Raw genomic sequence first — 18,767 nt, forward strand, 5'->3', positions numbered from 1 at the left:
TTCTCTAAGAATGTTAAAAGTATTGATGATTTCTGGGCTCCTTTTTGGGGCTTTTGATTACACGCCAGTCGTCACAAGGGCTAATGCTGTAGCTACTAACCAAACCGATAACGAATTGAATGATCCAGAAATGGATTGTACAAAAAAAGTGAAACTGACTTGGGCACAACGAAAGCAACTGGAGCAAATTTATCGTAGGATTTACAATGATTACAGTGATTTAATTTACGTCTATTCCCAAGTTGGAGCATTGACACCGTATCAAACAAAGATAAGACATATCTATTTGAATAACTATATTAAAACCTTTTACAAACGAGGTTATCGCTGGTGCTCAGAGCATGAATCCGACGAATGGGAAGAAGAATGGTATAACAATGATAACGATGATAAAAATGAAAAAAATGATAAAGATTAAGACAATGGCAATTTAAAGCATAGAGAAGAATCAGAGTACAGATCTGATTCTTTTTTTTGTTGCTCTGCATAAACATAAAACAGATATATAAAGGCGGGGTGTTCCATGTATATATATTTAGCGGTAGGTATAGGAGGCGTCATCGGTGCCTTACTGAGATATTTCATTCTCATCTGGTTTATTAACCTAGGATACTCCTATCCGGCTGGAACGCTTTGCGTAAATTTAATCGGGTGTTTTATATTAGGATATTTACAGGGAATTGCTAAAGTTTATGAATTACCAGGATGGCTTGTAACTGGTGTTGGAACAGGAATTATTGGAGCGTTTACTACTTTTTCCACCTTCAGTATAGATGTTATACAATTTATTAAAGAAGGATTTCTGATCCCGGCATGTACTTATATATTGGCATCTTCAATAGGTGGATATTACTTAGCATACACTGGATTCTCTCTTTCTACAAATAAAAGACGGGGAGTGTAAGGAATGGTTAATCAAATTTGGCTTGTAGGTTTAGGGGGATTTTTCGGGGCAATATTAAGGTATTTTTTTAATCAATATTTTTCAACTTTTATTTTGTTTCCTTTGGGGACTTTTCTAGTGAACATGACGGGTTCATTTTTTATAGGTCTCCTTTTAGGAAGCGATTGGATCTCAAGTTCCATTCGCATTTTAGTGGGTACAGGCTTTTTAGGGGCATACACTACCTTTTCAACTTTTAACTTTGAACTCTTTATGTTAAAAAAGAATGGTCGGGATTTTCAATTTTTCCTCTATATTGTCAGCAGTTATATCCTTGGAATCTTTTTAGCATACCTGGGATATTCCATTACTAGTTTGTTGTAATTGGATATCAATATTTTTACCTTAGCTGAAATCGGCCCAAAGCCATTCTATATCTACTGAAAACTTCGATTTTATAATCTTCCCCATTGGGGATATTCTCCATAGTTATTTGAAAACCCTTGGTATCCTTAAAATTTCCGTGGATAAGACAATGGGCATACACTGTTCTTTTTCCCCACCAACTCATTTTTACCACCGAATAAAAGATGGGGCTTTTATTATCATCAATCTCTTGAAATCCAATAATGGTGATGCATTGATTGGTGACTATAAAAGGTTGGCTATAGAAATAGCAATTGTCTACACTCAAACCCCATCTGATAAATTGCTCTCCTGTGTCTTGCTTCCTTTTTCTTAAATGAATCCACCTTAATAAATAAAAAAAGGCCCAAGCTACAGTGATCAAACTAAAAATACCCATTTAACCGTTATCACCACCCTTTGTACTATTTTAATGTTGATTTGGTTATGAACGTAACGGCGAATGATAGTAATAAAATCATCCAAAAACTCTATCCTTTAATGTGCTTCCTAACTCCTCGGCAGCGACTCCTTAACGGTATGGGAGTTACTTAAGAGTTTTCATAAGTGGGATAAAAACCAAACCTTAATTTTTCGCTTTCCTCCTTAATGACAAAAATCCGTAACACAAAGGGAACTTCGGGAATACCTTGTAAAGGAGTAAATTTGAGGAGGAAATCTAATGCAATCAAACATTTACCAAAATCAAAATAATTCCTATTATTTACAAAGGGATATGAATTTTCATGACAAGTGCCAAAAACATTTATATCAACTTATTCAAGTTGAATTAAATGATGGTTCTGTTTTTCAGGGCATCCTTCACAGCTATGATCATGATAAAATGTATCTCCTTATGCCACGGACAGATCAATCCCAAATGTCAATGCACACGGAAGGTGCAAGTAGCGACAATAGGCTGTTCTTCCCCTTCTATGGACCGTTTGGATTATTTGGCTTCCCTTTCTTTGGAATAAGAAGATTTGGGCCATTTTTCCCGTTCTTTATCTAAATTTAAATTCCGAAACAAAAAGGCCTACAGGAGACTGTAAGCCTTTTTTATTTAAATGCTATTTCGTACATAAAAAAATTCTATTATCCAAAATTCCCTGATACTTCATTAGTATATTGAGATGTTGAATCATAATTGTATAAAGATTTGGTTCAATATATTTTGAGTATTGGAACTCAGGCATTGAATCATTTTGAAACATAGAATTTTTTTGCATAAGTACTTTTATATTTTTGAAACCAGTCTGTTCAAATAAAGCAATCCAATCCGTCTCTCCCAAGAGGGAATCTAACCCATAAAATTGCTTAATTTCCTTCTCATTCGATGGATTAAGCGGTTTATTGATGGTAAGTTCATTTGCAATAAAGCGCCCGCCATTCTTTAACAATCGAAATATTTCTTTAAGAGCCCTAGGCTTATTTACGAAAGAGAGAACGGATTCGGAAAGAATAAAGTCGAATGTATTATCCTTCAGAGGGAAATCTTCTATTGAGCCTTGAATAACTTCTACTGGCAATTGGTATTGCTTCATTCTACTTTTGGCTTTTTCTATCATAATGGGATTGATATCCATCGCCGTTACTTTTGCCCCGTAATGTGCAGCTAAATAGGCAGCTGTTTGACCAGTTCCACAGCCTACGTCCAAAATATGAGAATTGCTATTTATTTTCTCACCATTAAAAATTTCTTTGGTTAGATTTAGGCCACCGGGGTGAGCGCCGCCAACACCCATTTTAGATAAAAAATCTAAATAAGTCGAAGAGCTAATGAGAACCACCTTCTTTATTTATGCTATTTGTATAATATGAAAATAAAAAATGTTGGTTCCCTATTTTTATATAAAGGAAAGTTGGATAACCTAACGGTACGGGTTATACGGCTTATCTACTTATTCTTGTTGATTGCCTTATTCAATTAAAAGATGAAATCCCAGGTACAATCAAAATCATTCACCAGCATTGCGGAAGAGGTACCGCCCGGTGGAGCAAAAAGCATAGAGTTAACCTTTATCCCTGATTACCCGCCGCTAAATTAGTAGGCTATGTTGTTTGCGGGTACTAGGATATTTTATAAAAATAAATACCTGTCATGCCCCACGTTTTGCCGTGAATACATCGACATAGCTCGGGGTGTGACTCAGCTATAAATTTTTTGAATAGGCCATCCAATAGAAGCTACCAACAAAAAGTGCTCCACCAATTGCATTCCCTAGGAAAACAGCAATGAAATTTTCTAAATACATGAACCAGTTAAAAGCGCCTGCGAAGATGGCCGCTGGAATGATAAACATATTGGCAATCACGTGTTGAAAGCCGATTGTGACAAATGCCATAATAGGAAACCAGATGCCAATGATCTTACCAGCTGTGTCTTTTGCTGCATAGGCAAGCCAGACTGCAAGACAGACAAGCCAGTTGGCACCAATTCCGGAAATCAGCGCCATTTGGAAAGATTCATTCAGTTTACTTTCAGCGACGGCAATGGTCTTAGTTATAAAGGGTTCTGTTTCTGTTAATCCAAGATGATGACCAAATAAATAGGCAACGAAAATGGAGCCAATAAAGTTACTGATGGTAATGATGGACCAATTTTTGGCGATATGCCATGTTGTTATTTTTCCAGAAAGTCTAGCGGTTGTAACAGCCATGAAATTTCCCGTAAGGAGTTCCCCTCCTGCAACAAGGACAAGGATCAGACCAAGTGGGAAAAGAGCCGCCCCGATGAAATCCGGCATCGAGCCCCAATGTATGGGGAGGCCTGCTGTGATCCTGATATGTAATAGAAAACCGAATGATATGTAGACACCTGCCAAAAAACCAAGAATTAGAGTACTGGAGAGTGGCAAATTTACTTTTTTTACACCAGCAACTATTGCAGTTTTAAGTATCTTTTCTGGAGGGTTGAATGCCATGTTGTTCTGTCACCTCGTTTTTGGAAAAAGCCTTTTTCATCATTTTGTCATTGGGAACTTGTACTCATCTGTACTATTGTATGTCTGGTTTTAGGATTATAGAATTTGAAGAATCACAAGGATATGACTTTGCACCGGTTACAGGCTAAATTGCCGCCATACCGAATAAAAAGTGATAGAATAAATATTGCAAAAAAAAATACTTGGGGGAATTTACATGAAAAACTTAGGATCCATGGAGGAATTTGAGCAATTTAAAAATGAAGGGAAGCATATATTTGTTTTTTCAGCAGACTGGTGTCCTGATTGCAGGTTTGCCGATATGTTCTTGCCGGAAATAGAATCAAAGTTTAATGATTATGTTTATGTTCACGTAGATCGTGACGAATTCATCGACCTATGCCAGCAGCTTGATATATATGGAATTCCAAGCTTTGTTGCTTTTGAGAATGGGAAGGAATTGGGCCGCTTTGTTAGCAAAGACCGCAAAACACAAGAAGAAATCGAAAACTTCATTAGTGGATTAAAATAAATAGGCTTTTGTTTATCACATCCATAAAAAATAAAGGCATCCACCGAAAGTCATAAGTGTATGCCTTTTATTTTGAGGGGAACGGGGATTTGATTCAGATAAAGAATAACTTAAAGTTGCAAATTGAGTCTGAAGCCGAGGTGAGTTCGGACAAGAAAAGCCCCTGAAGAAAAAATCTTCTTCAAAGTGCTGTTTCATTTAGCAAATAAAAATTATCGACTTAGTCATATAGGTACAAAACAAAAATTAAGACACCAAAACCCCATTAATTGAATTCATGATCATATTAACGGTTTCTTCCCCTGCCTTGGCCCATCTACTTTTATCACGGATATAACCGTCGGTGTCCAAGGGATCTTGAAATTGATTAAGCCCTGTGGTTGCGGTAAGAAGTGAGTTTTCATCGTAATCTAAGCCAATATTGACGACATGCTTAATTACAAAAGGTGTACCAAATTCGATCAATGCATTAGAATAATCCAACTCCCCGTTGACAACATAAATAGGCATTCTTAAATAAATAGATTCTCCACCTTCACGCCATAATAAAGCATCGAATTTCCCTTGATGGTAATCAAAATTACTGCAAAAACTACACCCGTGTGATTGAAAAATATTTTTGATTACCCCAAAATAGGCTCTTTTACCTTCAATGTTTGTTTGTAATTTAATCATTCATTTTTCTCTCCTTCAATATAGGTCCATCATTATTATTTACCTAATATTGGATGTGATACATTAGTTAAAATAAAAGTTTAACTGAAGCCTAGAAGGAGGAATTATGAAAAGACTTGCGAGAACTCTGCAAGTCTTTAAATGTGATAAAACTACCTTTTGTAAAATAATAATGAATCAGTTTTTGACACTATGCAAGACATCTACATTAGTAGGATTCGAAATGGTCTGCTTTACAACACAATAACGTTCTGTTAAACGCAGCAATGTCGTCACTTGCTCTTCTGAAGCATCTGTATCGAGATCAAAGTTAAGTCGAATGGATGAAAAGCCGACTGGAGCCTCTTTAGAAACGCCTAACGTTCCTCGGAAGTCTAAATCTCCTTCTGCACTGATTGTACCGCCGCGTAATTCAATTTCGAGTGCAGTTGCCACAGCTTTAAGAGTAACGCCTGCGCAAGCAACTAGTGCCTCAAGTAGCATGTCGCCGGAACAAGCAGCTAAACCATTTCCTCCTGTTGCTGGGTGGAGTCCCGCTTCAACAAGTGCTTTTCCAGTATCAACCCGACACGTAACACCCTCACCAATTTGTCCTTGGGCACGTAATGTAATCATCGCCTCCCCGGGATTCACACGATATTTCTCCTTAAGTGGTGCTTGAAGCCTGCGTAATTCTTCACTTTTCATAGAATTGTTCCCTCACTTTTTTTTATAATCATAAAAGCCTATCTTTTTAGTCTGTTATAAAAATATTAGCACAACAAATATATATATGTCCAAATAATTAATTAATTCATAAAATTAAAATAAAATAACCGCAATATAAAGGAAGCAAAAGAAAAACTATTGCTTCCGTTTTTATTTAATGGGATTCGTAAGCGTAAAAAAGTGGCATATTAATCACATATTTGGAAACTATAAGTATATTGAATATTAAATGCCTATAACTGGGGGTACTACGGTTGGAAATTGCGAATGTTTTTACTGTCATTGCCTTTGTTTTTTGTGCATTGGTACTGTTGGTTTTAATTATTACCGTGATTAATTTGTATTTTATCGATCAAAGACAGAAGCAACACCCGGTGCTCAGAAATTACCCGGTGGTCGGACGTGCCCGGTACTTTCTCGAAACGATTGGACCGGAATTACGTCAGTATTTATTTAATAATGACAATGAAGGAAAACCCCTTTCTCGAGAACAATACGAGCACATAGTCAAAAAAGCAAAGTACAAGCGTGATGTGATTGGCTTTGGTTCCAAACGGGATTTTGAAGAAGCTGGATATTATATTAGAAATTCAATGTTCCCAAAAATAACGGAAGAGTTAAAAATGGACCGGGAGACGAAGGTGACAACCAATCGCTATTTATTGGTGAAGGAGCCTTTATTTACTCGCAGAAAGGAACATTTTGAACAGGATGAATCGATTGCCTATTTGTTGGATGACAGTGATGCCATTGTGATTGGCAGAAATGTAAAACAACCTTTTATAGTAAAAGGTCAGATTGGCATGTCGGCGATGAGCTATGGATCTTTGGGTGAACGAGCTGTTACTGCACTTTCGGAAGGGTTGGGAATGGCGAAGGGGACATGGATGAATACAGGCGAAGGCGGTCTATCTGAATACCACCTTAAAGGTGGGGTTGATATCATTATGCAAATTGGGCCTGGTTTATTCGGTGTCCGTGATAAAGCAGGGAACTTTAGTTGGGATGCTTTATTAGAAAAAAGCAAAATCCCCGAAATTAAGGCATTTGAGCTTAAATTAGCACAAGGGGCTAAGACTCGAGGGGGCCATATCGATGCTGAGAAAGTGACGGAGGAAATTGCAAAAATTCGAATGGTAGAACCATTTAAGTCCATTGATAGTCCAAACCGTTTCATCGAATTTACAAATTTTCCGTCTTTGTTTGATTTTGTTGAGAGGATACGTGAGCATACTGGAAAGCCGGTTGGAATTAAAGTTGTAATTGGGAGCCGTCATGAAGCGGATGAGTTGGCAAAACAAATGAAACTTACCGGAAAAGGACCGGACTTTATAACGGTTGATGGTGGGGAAGGCGGGACTGGTGCTACTTATCAAGAATTAGCTGATAGTGTGGGGTTACCAATTAAATCTGCATTACCACTATTGGATCACGCTTTATTACAACATGGTGTTCGTGACCGTGTCAAAATTATCGCATCAGGGAAGTTGTTTTCTCCAGACCGCGTAGCTGTTGCCCTTGCGATGGGAGCAGACCTTGTGAATATCGCCAGAGGGTTTATGATCACGGTTGGTTGTATTCAAGCACTTAAATGTCACTCCAATGCTTGTCCTGTTGGTGTTACTACAACGGACCCTTTCTTGCAAAAAGCACTAGTTATTGATGAGAAAAAGCATCGAACAGCCAATTATGTAATTGCGATGAGGGAAGGGCTGTTTCGTTTGGCTGCCGCTGCAGGGTTGGATTCCCCTGTACATTTCAGAAGCGAACATGTTGTTTATAAAGATGAAAAAGGCAAGACATGGTCACTTGAAGACATCTATCAAATGATTGTGAAGGAAGAAGTGGCAAAATAATAAAAAAAAATAAAAATGTTGAAACGGATTTTGGCTTGAAGGTTAATCAAGAATTTGATAAGATAAAGTTAAACATAAAGCTATATGTGACTGGCGAGACGCGGACGAACCGCGAGGGAGCATATAGTGACGGAAATGGCCGTTCGCCTGGGCTGAGGTAAGGGATTCTCCCTTACCTCTTTATGCTTTTAGGGGGGATAAACAGGATAAGTAAGTAATTTTTAACTCAATGCACATTTGAATTTAATGTCGATATTTTCAGTTAATTAGGTTACTATTATCTTAGAGGAATTTTTCGGACAAAAGGGTCAAAGGCTTTTGGCTGATGGCAGCATGGGTATGTTTCATTTTGAAATTTATTAAACTATTATAATATAAAAAAAGGAAAGAGGAGATTACGGTGAGCATAGTAACATTAGACAAGGTAAAACAAATCAAAACGTTAAATAACATCGCGGAAAGTGGACTAAATGTATTTAACGAAAATTATTCAATTAATAACGACAGTGAAAATCCGGATGCCATTCTTTTACGCAGCTTTAACATGCATGATTTAGAATTAGGCGATAACTTAAAGGCGATTGCTCGTGCTGGTGCCGGTGTAAACAATATTCCTATTGACAGATGCACAGAGCGCGGAATCGTTGTTTTCAATACTCCGGGAGCAAATGCTAACGCAGTAAAAGAGCTTGTGTTAACATCATTAATGGCTTCTTCACGCAATGTTTTTGACGGTATTCAATGGACTAAGACATTAGTAGATGAAGGTGATCAAATTCCAAAGCTTGTGGAAGCTGGCAAGAAGCAATTCGTCGGTAAAGAAATTAAAGGTAAAACTCTTGGCGTTATTGGTTTAGGTGCGATCGGTGCACTTGTGGCTAACGATGCTCTTGACTTAGACATGGATGTAATTGGCTATGACCCATATATCTCTGTTGATTTAGCTTGGAAATTGTCTCGTAATGTAAAACGTGCAATGACACTTGAACAAGTATTTGCAAACGCAGATTATATTACTGTACACGTGCCAGTTGTTGAAAGCACTAAAGGTATGTTCAATGCAGATGCATTTAAATTAATGAAGACAGGTGTTCACATTTTAAACTTCTCACGCGGTGAGCTTGTTAACGAAGTGGATATGGCTGACGCACTTGAAAGTGGTATCGTTGGAAAATACATTACGGACTTCCCGAATGAAAATGTATTGAAGATGAAAAATACAGTTTGCATTCCTCACCTTGGAGCGTCTACTGAAGAATCTGAGGAAAACTGTGCAATCATGGCTGCACGCCAAATGAAGGAATTCTTAGAAACTGGTAATATTAAAAACTCTGTGAACTTTCCTAATGCATACTTAGAGTACACAGGAAAACGCCGATTGGCTGTATTCCATAAAAATGTTCCAAACATGGTTGGTCAAATTACTGCTGCCGTTTCAAATTACGACTTGAATATTGCTGATATGGTGAATAGAAGCCGTGGCGATTACGCTTATACAATGATCGACCTTGATGGTGAAGTAAATGGTGACGTTCTTCCTGGCATTGAGGAAAAAATTAACCAAATTGCTAACGTAGTAACAATTAATATTTTCTAAGATTACAAGTGAACTAGATTCAATAAAAGAGCCGTGCCCTTTTTACAAAGGACGCGGCTTTTATTGTTTGTTTTTATAGTAATGGGTAAACCAGTTTACAAATCTTTTGATTCCTTCATCAATGGACACTTGCGGGTGATAATGAATGTCCTTTTCCAATTCACTAATGTCAGCATAGGTTTCTACTACATCTCCTGGCTGCATCGGCAACATTACTTTTTGAGTCTGTTGACCGAGATGTTTTTCAAGTGTTTCTATAAATCTATTTAACTGTTCTGGCTTGTTATTACCAATATTATATATTTTGTGTGGAGCTGCGGAATCTATTGGCGGCCCTTTTTTCAATAACCGCATGATAGATTCAACTACATCGTCAATATAAGTAAAGTCCCGCTTCATATTGCCGTAGTTATAAACATAAATCGGCCTTTGATTGATGATCGCATCAGCAAACGTAAACAATGCCATATCCGGTCGTCCCCATGGTCCATATACTGTGAAAAATCTCATCCCCGTTGCCGGCAAATTATACAGGTGGCTATACGTATAAGCCATCAGCTCATTCGCCTTTTTGGTTGCAGCATAAATACTAACCGGGTAATCAACACGGTCCTCGATTGAAAAAGGTGTCTTTTTATTATTTCCATATACTGAACTTGATGAGGCATACAAGAGATGCTCAACCTTCCACTTTTTGCAGCATTCCAATATATTCGTAAACCCAACAAGATTCGACTGTATATATTGATGTGGGTTTTCCAAGCTGTACCGAACGCCGGCCTGAGCGGCCAAGTGAACAACTATAGGAAAGTTATATTGTTCAAATAGACTTTCTAACAGTTCCAGGTTTTCGATAGAACCTTTTATAAAAGTAAAATTGGGCGTGTTTTTTAATATCGTTAATCGATCTATTTTTAGTTTTGAATCATAATATTCATTTAAATTATCGAGGCCAACTACAGAAAATCCTTCATCTAGTAATCTTTTTGACAAATGAAATCCGATAAATCCGGCACTTCCTGTTACCAAGATAGGATTAATAGGTTGTTTCACTATTAAGTTTCTCCTCCTTTCTTTAATCCAAAGGACTTTCTATATTCCTATGATAAGAAGGTACCCTATGTTTGAGGGATTTGCACAATTGTAAAAATTTTGTAAATGGTGTGTAAAAATAGTCTTTTTGATTATGGAGCTTCTAATGAGGCTGTCTATACATGTTTGTTTAAACTCCATAGATTGGTAAAAGGTAAACATCCTAAAAGAAACTCATAGGAGGAGAAAAATGAGCAAAAAAGATAAGAAGGTGAAAACCGTTAAAGCGGAAAAAACCTCAAAGGCGGAAAAAACTTCGAAATCAGAAAACGTAAAAGCAGAAAAGACGGTTAAGGCCGTTAAGACGGAAAAATCAACGAATAAAAAGATAGAGAAAACCACGAAGGAACCAGCAATTCTCATCGAACCCTGGCTGGAAGAAGAACTGCTACGGGGTGATACCGGGGAGGAGTTTTATGTTCCGGATTATATTATTAAAATGGCAGAGGATGTTTTAAAGCACTATAGCCTATCTGTAAAGAGCATGACTTGCATTACAACCAAGTCCGATAAAGGCGGTGCAATCTGGAAGCTTGAAACGGATGCCGGTCCAAAAAGCTTGAAGCTATTACACCGGAGGCCAACGAGAAGCATGTTTAGCCTTGGTGCGCAGGAATATTTGGTTAATGTTCAAAAAGCCAACGTGCCTCCACTTGTAAAAACGAAGGATGGGGAAGATTACCTTATAATGGGAGGGAAGTGCTGGTTTGTAGCCGAATGGATTGAACCGCTGTACCCTGTCACAAAAGATTTAGAGGGTGCCAAACATCTTTGTCGTGCCCTAGGTGAATTCCATCGTTTAAGCCAAGGCTATGTCCCACCTGCGAAATCGGAGCTGCCATCACGCTTATATAAATGGCCAAAGAACTACCAAAAAGTAATAGACAAAATGGATTGGTTTCGCAATCTAGCAAATGCCTATAGTGAAATGCCTGCAAGCTCGCTTCTATTAAGTGTGGTAGATCAGTTTGAAGAGCAGGCAAAAAGAGGATTAGAAGCATTAAATCAATCTAGCTACAATGAATTAACTAAGCTTGGTAATGAAGCCTGGGGACTCGTTCACCAGGATTATGGCTGGTCAAACGGGCAAATGGGTGAGAATGGCATGTGGGTGATTGACCTTGACGGGGTAGCCTATGACATTCCGATCCGTGACTTAAGGAAACTAATTACAGGTACGATGGCAGATTTATACACATGGGATGTAACATGGGTGCGGGAAATGATCAAAGCCTATCATGAAGCCAACCCAATTTCAAAGGAACTCTATGAAATTTTAATGATTGATTTAGCAATGCCGAACGAATTTTATAAGAATGTGAAGGAAGTAGTCTATGAACCAGAGGTCTTTTTGAATGAAGAAACAGCAGCCATGATTAACACCATTGTCGAAACGGATAAGACAAAATGGCCAGTACTTGAACAAATTAAAAATGATTGGGGTAAAGTTGAAAGAACGAAGGAGAGCCGAAGCAGGGAAGAGAGTAAACAAGAAAAGCAAGAAAAGCAAGAAAAGCAAGAAAAGCAAGAAAAGCAAGAAAAGCAAGTAAAACAAGAAGGTCGGAATATGGACAAACGCAATAAAGAAGATGGCAAATCGAAAAAGAATGAAAAGAAAAACAACAAAAAGGATGGGAAAAAGAAAAAATGAAAGTATTAATGATCTGTACTGAAAAACTTCCAGTTCCACCTGTTCGCGGCGGTGCCATTCAAACATATATTGCCGGCATCCTTCCGTATTTAGGAAAGGCCCACGATATTACTGTTCTAGGGGTTGACGATCTATCCCTTCCGGACGAAGAAACGGTGGATAAGATTCACTTTGTCCGCATACCGGGAAAAGCATTAGAGGTTTATGAAGAAGGGGTTTTGCAACATCTGCAATCAAACCAATATGATTTAATTCACATCTATAATCGTCCCCGCCTAGTTCTCCCAGTTCGAAACGTTGCACCAAACTCAAAAATTACATTAAGTATGCATAATGACATGTTTAATCGTGAAAAAATTAAGCCCGAAGAGGCAGCAGCAGCTTTACAGGAAGTTTCCCAAATTGTAACAGTAAGCAACTATGTTGGAAATGTAATTAAAGAGCTTTATCCCGAAGCTGCACCAAAGCTTAATACGATTTATTCCGGTGTTGATGTTGACCGCTTTTTACCTGCTACCCATCCAAATATGAAAAAAATCCGAGAAACTATTCGTAAAGAACATAGTTTAGAAAACAAAACCGTCCTTCTTTTTGCCGGCAGGCTGTCAACAAGCAAAGGTGTAGATAAACTAATTAGAGCAATCCCAGACATAGCTAAGAAAAATAAGGATATCGCCTTGGTAATCGTTGGCAGTAAATGGTTTAGTGAAAATGATATTACTGATTATATTGCTTATGTAAAAGCATTAGCGAAAAGGCTGTCAATCCCTGTTGTATCAACGGGCTTTGTAGCGCAAAGTGAGATTCAAAACTGGTTCGCTGCTGCTGATCTATTCGTATGCACATCTGTTTGGCAGGAACCACTGGCCCGTGTGCACTACGAAGCCATGGCGTCAGGACTCCCAATCGTAACAACAGCAAGAGGCGGAAATCCGGAGGTCATTCTTCCGAGGGAAAATGGCCTCATCGTAGACAATCCGGAAGACCCAGCCAACTTTACAAAAGCAATTTCAGAAATCCTTTCCGATAAAACAATGATGAAAAAGATGGGCATTAAAAGCAGAGACCTCGCCCTTTCCCTTTACACATGGGACCGTGTGGCAGAGGAATTATTGAATGTTTGGAAAAAGGCATAAGCTGAGCCATGGGGTCGGGAACTGTGTCCCACTTATAAAAAAGCCGAATATAGGTTGTATTTTATTAACCTATACTCGGCTTTTTTGTGTATTCCCGACTGAAAGATTCATTGCTTTCTTTGTTTTACTTTCCTGTTCCTTATAAAGGAATTCTCTGATTTCCTCTATGGTTAATCCCAAATGCTTTGCCTGTAAAATAAGTTTTATCCATTCTTGATCCAGCATTCCTTCCATTCACTCCTACAAAATATTTCTCATTTCAACCTTAACCAAAGAGTTGCAATATGCTAATAAACGGCTTCAAGTCGCCAATGAAAGCTTAGAAGAAGCACACCAATCGAGGAGTAAATGGATTCGAAATATTTCCCACGAAATATCGACACCATTAACAAATATTCGCGCATATACGATGGGGATGTTGGATGGCGTTATTCCTAGTAAAAAGAATTTTATTCAATTAGTCTATGATCAAAGTCTCTATTTATCACGAATGCTGCATGATTTACATGATATGACTAATGTTGAAAACAGGCAGATTAAGTACGATTTACAAAAGGTAAACATCCAGGACTATGTTCTAAATTTTTATAATAAAACGAAGTTAGATGTCGAAAAGGAAGGAATTATTTTCAAATATCACGACCTGCTTTCCGATACAGTGGAGGAGCTAATCGTTTTTATTGATCCATTGCGGATTGAACAGGTTATTGTAAATATCCTTAAAAATGCCAAAAGGTTTGTAAAAGAAGATGAGCTTGATCTTGTCTTCAATCGGTTTTATAAGAGTAAAAACCAAAATCAACAGCAGAATGGGTCAGGACTTGGCCTTTCCATCTCAAAAGAGATTATTGAGCATCACCATGGCATGATTGGCGTGGAAAGCAAAGAAGGAGAGGGAAGTTGCTTTTATTTTATGTTGCCTTTGTTTGAAGGAATGTAGGAGCATGATGGAATATAGGAGCAGGACATTTTTGAAGCAAGCAATGGTTGTGATACAATAGCTCAAAAAGGGCTTTAAACAATTAATCATTGACAAAGGAGAGGAAGTTAAAGTGTCGGAACAGTATAAATTAGCGACATTTGCCGGTGGATGTTTTTGGTGTATGGTATCTCCGTTTGATGAACAGCCTGGAATAGAAAAGATAGTCTCAGGCTATACAGGTGGGCATACTGAAAATCCTACATATGAAGAGGTTTGCTCAGATACAACAGGACATTATGAAGCCGTGCAGATCACCTATGACCCGGCTGTTTTTCCATATAAGAAGTTACTTGAATTGTATTGGCAGCAGATTGATCCAACTGATACGGGCGGTCAGTTCCATGACAGAGGTCAGTCTTATCAGACTGCGATTTTCTACCATGATGAGGAACAAAGAGAATTAGCGGAGGCCTCTAAAGCTGAGTTAGCTGCAAGCGGGCGTTTTCAAAAGCCGATTGCAACGGAAATTTTACCTGCTGGCCCATTTTATCCGGCCGAAGAAAAGCACCAGGATTATTATAAAAAGAATCCGTTTCACTACAATATGTACAAAGAAGGCTCCGGTCGGGCCCGCTTTATTCGGGAGCATTGGAAAGAGCAGAAAAGCGATGAGGAGTTAAGAAAGGAACTAACACCGATTCAATATGAAGTAACAAGGAATAGTGCAACTGAACCGCCGTTCCGTAATGAATATTGGAATACCTTTGAGGATGGTATTTATGTTGATATCATCTCCGGTGAACCATTATTTAGTTCAACCGATAAATTTGATGCAGGTTGCGGCTGGCCAAGTTTCACTAGGCCAATCCGTCGAATCGAATTAGAGGAGCGATTGGATACGTCGCACGGCATGCGAAGAATTGAAGTTCGAGCAAAGCAATCTGATTCCCATCTAGGCCATGTCTTCGATGATGGACCAGGGCTGGACCGTGCCCGTTATTGTATTAATTCCGCCGCTCTTCGTTTTATTCCAAAGGAAAAACTAGAGGAAGAAGGGTATGGGCAGTATTTGAAGTTGTTTGGGTGAGGGTAAAAGAATTTATCCTCACCAAATGGAGTTCCACCCCTGTTTGATTATAGATAACCCAGATTTACCCCAATAACCCCCAATTGCAAATCATAATCCAAACTATTTTTAAAAAAATGGATGTTTACCTTTACATTTTATGGTACTCCTGAATTATATATAGGGAGGAGACTATATTTCAATTTCTAACAAGGATTTTTACATTGATGAATAGGCAAAAGGAATCCTGATTAGGAAGGAGTGAATAGTGTGGATACTGAATTTTTACAAAAATGTATTAAAAAAATAAAGGTTCAAAATATCGAGAATGCAGATGTTGAAGTCATCAATAAGTCGCCATTAAAAATGATGGGAAAAGGGCGCCAAGGGGCTGTTTTTCAATTTACGGATGACATTTGTGTGAAGGTGTTCGGTAATGAGGAGGACTGTGAGCGGGAACATTATGCTTTATCACTTGGAAAGGACAGTGATCTGTTTCCAAAAGTCCATGCCAAGGGACCGCTTTATATTGCAATGGATATTGTGAAAGGCGTCGATGTTCGCGAGTACTTGCAATCTCAGCCTTTGACGAAGGAGCTTTCCTCCAAATTGATTGAGATGCTAATAACATTTAAAGAAATTGGCTTCGAGCGGATTGACCACCATAAGCGACAAATTTATGTTCAACCAGACGGAAATTTAAAAGTGATTGATGTGGCAAGAACGGTTTGGCGTGACCGGGTATACCCTTATCCTCGTAAATTATTAACGTCATTAGGCGAAGAATATAAAACATTGTTTTTAACCCATGTAGCGGAGATGGCGCCTGAATTACATGAAGAATGGAAGCACTATATCCAGATGGAGGAAATATCCCGGGAAATATATCAAAGCATCCTAAGTCAATACAAAGGTAAGGAATTGAAAAAACAAAGCCAAAAGCTTCTTACCAAAAATAACGATTCATCCTATGCTTCTTCCCTTGAAGGTTTAGTTCACAAGGTTTTTAAAGAAGAATGGGTAAAGACTATGCTGGCAATAGGTCATAATCCCGATGATATCATGGATAAAATCGATGAATACTGGGATAGACGTGAACTTGAATTCGAGAATGAGATGAAACCCAACAGGGGATACGAACCAAGAAGGCAAGTTGACATCGGGAAAATGACTGGTAGGACTTGGAGTATGGATAAAGGGAAGCAGGGAGAAAAGGGTCGTTACGATGAAAAGAACTATCGTGAAGATAAAGACAAAAGGGAAAAAAGTGAGCATCAAGGGAATAAATGGAATAAAATCACATTTGATGAAAGAGGCCGCCGCAAACGTCGTTTTAAATAGGGGGATAAATTAAAAATCATGATGCTAATGCCGTATGAGGAGGCTACCCTAGAGTAATAAACGAGGAGATACGCATATGAAAGTACTTGTAATTTGGCGGCTGCTCACTGTTGGCGGGGTGAATGCTGGATGGCGAAATCGTTCGATCTATTTTAAAAAGTACGGCATTGAAACAGAATTCTTATATACAACCGACCATGGCGGGTTGCACATTATGCAAGATGTAGCTCCCGTTTATTTAACAAAAGAAGACGAGAAGATTATTAAAATTATAAAAAAGAACGGTTACGATGCTATTGTTGTCGTCGACACAGGCGCTGCCTATAAATGGATTAAAAAAGCAAAGTACAAAGGTCCCGTAATAGTTGAAGCTCGGACACCAGAGCTGATTAAGTTAATTCCCCATTTGAAAAATTTCAGAAATGTTGAACCTTTAACGATCATCGTCCCATCACAATATCAAAAACGTTTAGTCTCCATATTGATCGACACAATCCCAATAGAGGTTATATATAACGGAGTGGATACAACATTTTTTAGAGCATTACCGAAGGAGGAAATTGATTTTAATAGTACACCAATCGTTCCAAATGATAAGAAAATTGTCGCCTATATCGGGCGCTTGGATAAACGGAAAAATTGGCCGATGTTATTAGAAATTGCAAAGAAAATTAAAAGTGAACGCGATGATATCGAAATTTGGGTCATAGGCGGCGCACAAAGTGTGCAACGTGAAGAGTTTGCCGCCAAGCGGGAGGAAGAACAGTTAACCGATATTGTGAAGTGGTTCCCTGTGATTCCATACCAGCAAATGCCTCATGTCTATGCCAAAGTTCGTGAATCAGGTGGATGTACCCTTGCAACGACAAGGTCGGAGTCATTTGGCAATACGTTTATTGAATCGATGATTTGCGGTGTTCCGGTAGTGGCATCCAAAATGATGCCTATTACAGAAATCGTGCGTGATGGAGCAACCGGTCTCCTATACCATGGGCAAAATGTCGAGGATGCGACTACTAAACTATATGATATCTTGGACAATCTGAATCTTCATAAAAAAATGTCCAGTGCTGCGATTACCCATGTTCAAGACCACTTTGCTATTGAGGTTGTTGCTGAACAATATGTTGAATTATTAAAAAAGCTAGTGGGTAATAGTGAAGGTTCTGATGGTGAGGTGAACAAATCTTGATAGAGCCTGTTCGATATCAGAAAAAACTAGAAGGAAAATCAAACGCGCACTTAATTACGTTTAGCGATGGGAATGATTATGTCGTTAAGTATTTCCAACCTGGTTTTGAAAAATCACTGCCAAATGAATGGGTTGCTTACTGTTTAGCACGCTTTCTTGAACTGCCAATTCCTTACGCACGGATTGTAGACATCCCGGAAGAGTTCTCCAACAATATCAAGGAGCTTGCTGGGTTAGGCAGCGTTAAATATCAATATGCCTCATTGTACAAACCAAATTGTTTTGATGGGCATCAGGTTTTAGACGTATCAAATCTGACAAATGACCAGGTGCAATTAGCAGGCATTATTTTATTTGACTATTGGCTGTGCAATACGGATCGAACACGTAAAAATATCCTTTTACACGAAGTCACCCCAAACATACACGGGTTATCGATTATTGATCATGCGGAGGTATTCGGAACGTACAATTGGGATCTTCCAGACTTGGAGAATTTACCGACTACCCTTTTAAAAAGTGCCACACATCAAATCATGACACTTTTTATTGAGGAAGAAGAAAACTTCAGTGAACAGTTAGAAATTATCCAGACCATTCCTGTTTTATTAATGGAAGAAATTGTTGACCTAATCCCGGAAGAATGGGCTGTTTCTAAAGAAGAAAAAAAGGCGATGGTTAGCGCTTTAATTAGAAGGAGGAAGAAGGTTCTTCCAGAGTTAACGCAAAGATTTATTAAAAAAATCTATCACCCATTAAAAAGCTACGATTAACTCCTACCTGTACC

Annotated in this window: 19 protein-coding genes, 3 pseudogenes and 1 riboswitch; of the genes and pseudogenes, 15 read left to right on the forward strand and 7 right to left on the reverse strand. The window is 38.4% G+C overall.

The features are described from left to right. Nucleotides 1–10: 10 nt before the first annotated feature. The 3 genes from P9E47_RS17170 to crcB (P9E47_RS22975) all read left to right on the forward strand — a co-directional run bounded on the left by P9E47_RS17170 (nt 11) and on the right by crcB (P9E47_RS22975) (nt 1,267). Complete coding sequence (locus tag P9E47_RS17170) at nt 11–418, forward strand: hypothetical protein (RefSeq protein WP_004430834.1); 408 nt, start codon at nt 11–13, stop codon at nt 416–418. Between the two features lie 105 nt (nt 419–523). After that, nucleotides 524–904 (forward strand): fluoride efflux transporter CrcB, encoded by a 381-nt coding sequence (gene crcB, locus P9E47_RS17175; RefSeq protein ID WP_004430836.1) that lies wholly within the window; start codon nt 524–526, stop codon nt 902–904. 3 nt (nt 905–907) lie between these two features. After that, nucleotides 908–1,267 carry a fluoride efflux transporter CrcB gene (gene crcB, locus P9E47_RS22975; RefSeq protein WP_004430837.1) on the forward strand — a complete coding sequence of 120 codons (360 nt, stop codon included), beginning with the start codon at nt 908–910 and terminating at the stop codon, nt 1,265–1,267. A 16-nt stretch (nt 1,268–1,283) separates the two neighbouring features. Here the strand turns inward: crcB (P9E47_RS22975) and P9E47_RS17180 are convergent, their stop codons facing one another. Continuing rightward, nucleotides 1,284–1,688, reverse strand: a complete 405-nt coding sequence (locus P9E47_RS17180) for a hypothetical protein (RefSeq protein WP_004430840.1) — start codon at nt 1,686–1,688, stop codon at nt 1,284–1,286. Between the two features lie 282 nt (nt 1,689–1,970). Between P9E47_RS17180 and P9E47_RS17185 the strand changes: the two genes are divergently transcribed. Then, on the forward strand, nt 1,971–2,300 hold the full coding sequence (locus tag P9E47_RS17185) for an LSm family protein (protein ID WP_004430841.1): 330 nt from the start codon (nt 1,971–1,973) through the stop codon (nt 2,298–2,300). Nucleotides 2,301–2,358: 58 nt separating this feature from the next. Here P9E47_RS17185 and P9E47_RS17190 read toward each other — a convergent pair whose 3' ends face one another. Next, nucleotides 2,359–3,078: a class I SAM-dependent methyltransferase gene (locus P9E47_RS17190; protein WP_326164122.1), complete on the reverse strand. Its 720-nt coding sequence runs from the start codon at nt 3,076–3,078 to the stop codon at nt 2,359–2,361. 92 nt (nt 3,079–3,170) lie between these two features. Between P9E47_RS17190 and P9E47_RS17195 the strand changes: the two are divergent. Beyond that, nucleotides 3,171–3,297 (forward strand): annotated as a pseudogene (locus P9E47_RS17195) (M20/M25/M40 family metallo-hydrolase); the annotation flags it as partial. A 144-nt stretch (nt 3,298–3,441) separates the two neighbouring features. Here the strand turns inward: P9E47_RS17195 and P9E47_RS17200 are convergent. Then, nucleotides 3,442–4,212, reverse strand: coding sequence for a formate/nitrite transporter family protein (locus tag P9E47_RS17200; RefSeq protein WP_004430845.1), 771 nt, complete (start codon nt 4,210–4,212; stop codon nt 3,442–3,444). A 217-nt stretch (nt 4,213–4,429) separates the two neighbouring features. Here P9E47_RS17200 and P9E47_RS17205 point away from each other — a divergent pair, with 217 nt between their 5' ends. After that, nucleotides 4,430–4,744 (forward strand): thioredoxin family protein, encoded by a 315-nt coding sequence (locus P9E47_RS17205; protein WP_004430846.1) that lies wholly within the window; start codon nt 4,430–4,432, stop codon nt 4,742–4,744. A gap of 246 nt (nt 4,745–4,990) precedes the next feature. Here P9E47_RS17205 and P9E47_RS17210 read toward each other — a convergent pair whose 3' ends face one another. Both P9E47_RS17210 and P9E47_RS17215 read right to left on the reverse strand, forming a co-directional pair. Beyond that, entirely contained in the window at nt 4,991–5,419 is a 429-nt protein-coding gene (locus P9E47_RS17210) for a YugN family protein (RefSeq protein ID WP_326164123.1), read from the reverse strand. A 177-nt stretch (nt 5,420–5,596) separates the two neighbouring features. Next, complete coding sequence (locus P9E47_RS17215) at nt 5,597–6,106, reverse strand: OsmC family protein (RefSeq protein WP_326164124.1); 510 nt, start codon at nt 6,104–6,106, stop codon at nt 5,597–5,599. A 275-nt stretch (nt 6,107–6,381) separates the two neighbouring features. On the opposite strand from P9E47_RS17215, the gene P9E47_RS17220 reads away from it, so the two are divergent. Further along, nucleotides 6,382–7,983 carry an FMN-binding glutamate synthase family protein gene (locus P9E47_RS17220; RefSeq protein ID WP_004430852.1) on the forward strand — a complete coding sequence of 534 codons (1,602 nt, stop codon included), beginning with the start codon at nt 6,382–6,384 and terminating at the stop codon, nt 7,981–7,983. Nucleotides 7,984–8,059: 76 nt separating this feature from the next. Then, nucleotides 8,060–8,143: riboswitch (ZMP/ZTP riboswitch) on the forward strand. Between the two features lie 240 nt (nt 8,144–8,383). After that, nucleotides 8,384–9,580: a phosphoglycerate dehydrogenase gene (locus tag P9E47_RS17225; RefSeq protein WP_326164126.1), complete on the forward strand. Its 1,197-nt coding sequence runs from the start codon at nt 8,384–8,386 to the stop codon at nt 9,578–9,580. Between the two features lie 60 nt (nt 9,581–9,640). On the opposite strand, the gene P9E47_RS17230 is transcribed toward P9E47_RS17225, so the two are convergent. Beyond that, complete coding sequence (locus tag P9E47_RS17230) at nt 9,641–10,633, reverse strand: NAD-dependent epimerase (protein ID WP_326164127.1); 993 nt, start codon at nt 10,631–10,633, stop codon at nt 9,641–9,643. Nucleotides 10,634–11,027: 394 nt separating this feature from the next. On the opposite strand from P9E47_RS17230, the pseudogene P9E47_RS17235 reads away from it, so the two are divergent. Beyond that, nucleotides 11,028–12,113: pseudogene (locus tag P9E47_RS17235) on the forward strand (CotS family spore coat protein); the annotation flags it as partial. Between the two features lie 206 nt (nt 12,114–12,319). Next, a pseudogene (locus P9E47_RS17240) lies at nt 12,320–13,456 on the forward strand (glycosyltransferase family 4 protein); the annotation flags it as partial. A gap of 72 nt (nt 13,457–13,528) precedes the next feature. Here P9E47_RS17240 and P9E47_RS17245 read toward each other — a convergent pair. Beyond that, complete coding sequence (locus P9E47_RS17245; protein ID WP_326164128.1) at nt 13,529–13,684, reverse strand: anti-repressor SinI family protein; 156 nt, start codon at nt 13,682–13,684, stop codon at nt 13,529–13,531. Nucleotides 13,685–13,736: 52 nt separating this feature from the next. Here P9E47_RS17245 and P9E47_RS17250 point away from each other — a divergent pair, with 52 nt between their 5' ends. The 5 genes from P9E47_RS17250 (at nt 13,737) to P9E47_RS17270 (ending at nt 18,753) form a co-directional block, all read left to right on the forward strand. After that, nucleotides 13,737–14,399, forward strand: coding sequence for a sensor histidine kinase (locus tag P9E47_RS17250; RefSeq protein WP_326164129.1), 663 nt, complete (start codon nt 13,737–13,739; stop codon nt 14,397–14,399). 112 nt (nt 14,400–14,511) lie between these two features. Further along, nucleotides 14,512–15,468 carry a peptide-methionine (S)-S-oxide reductase MsrA gene (gene msrA / locus P9E47_RS17255; RefSeq protein WP_326164131.1) on the forward strand — a complete coding sequence of 319 codons (957 nt, stop codon included), beginning with the start codon at nt 14,512–14,514 and terminating at the stop codon, nt 15,466–15,468. Between the two features lie 249 nt (nt 15,469–15,717). Further along, complete coding sequence (locus P9E47_RS17260; RefSeq protein WP_326164132.1) at nt 15,718–16,788, forward strand: hypothetical protein; 1,071 nt, start codon at nt 15,718–15,720, stop codon at nt 16,786–16,788. A gap of 76 nt (nt 16,789–16,864) precedes the next feature. After that, a complete protein-coding gene (locus P9E47_RS17265; protein ID WP_004430871.1) occupies nt 16,865–17,980 on the forward strand; it encodes a glycosyltransferase family 4 protein in 1,116 nt (371 codons plus the stop codon). After that, nucleotides 17,977–18,753 (forward strand): HipA family kinase, encoded by a 777-nt coding sequence (locus P9E47_RS17270; RefSeq protein ID WP_004430874.1) that lies wholly within the window; start codon nt 17,977–17,979, stop codon nt 18,751–18,753. Before P9E47_RS17265 ends, P9E47_RS17270 begins: the two co-directional genes overlap by 4 nt. Nucleotides 18,754–18,767 lie beyond the last annotated feature (14 nt).

Origin of the sequence: Schinkia azotoformans (assembly GCF_035811335.1) — a bacterium.
In the GTDB taxonomy this organism is placed as follows: domain Bacteria; phylum Bacillota; class Bacilli; order Bacillales; family Bacillaceae_J; genus Schinkia; species Schinkia azotoformans.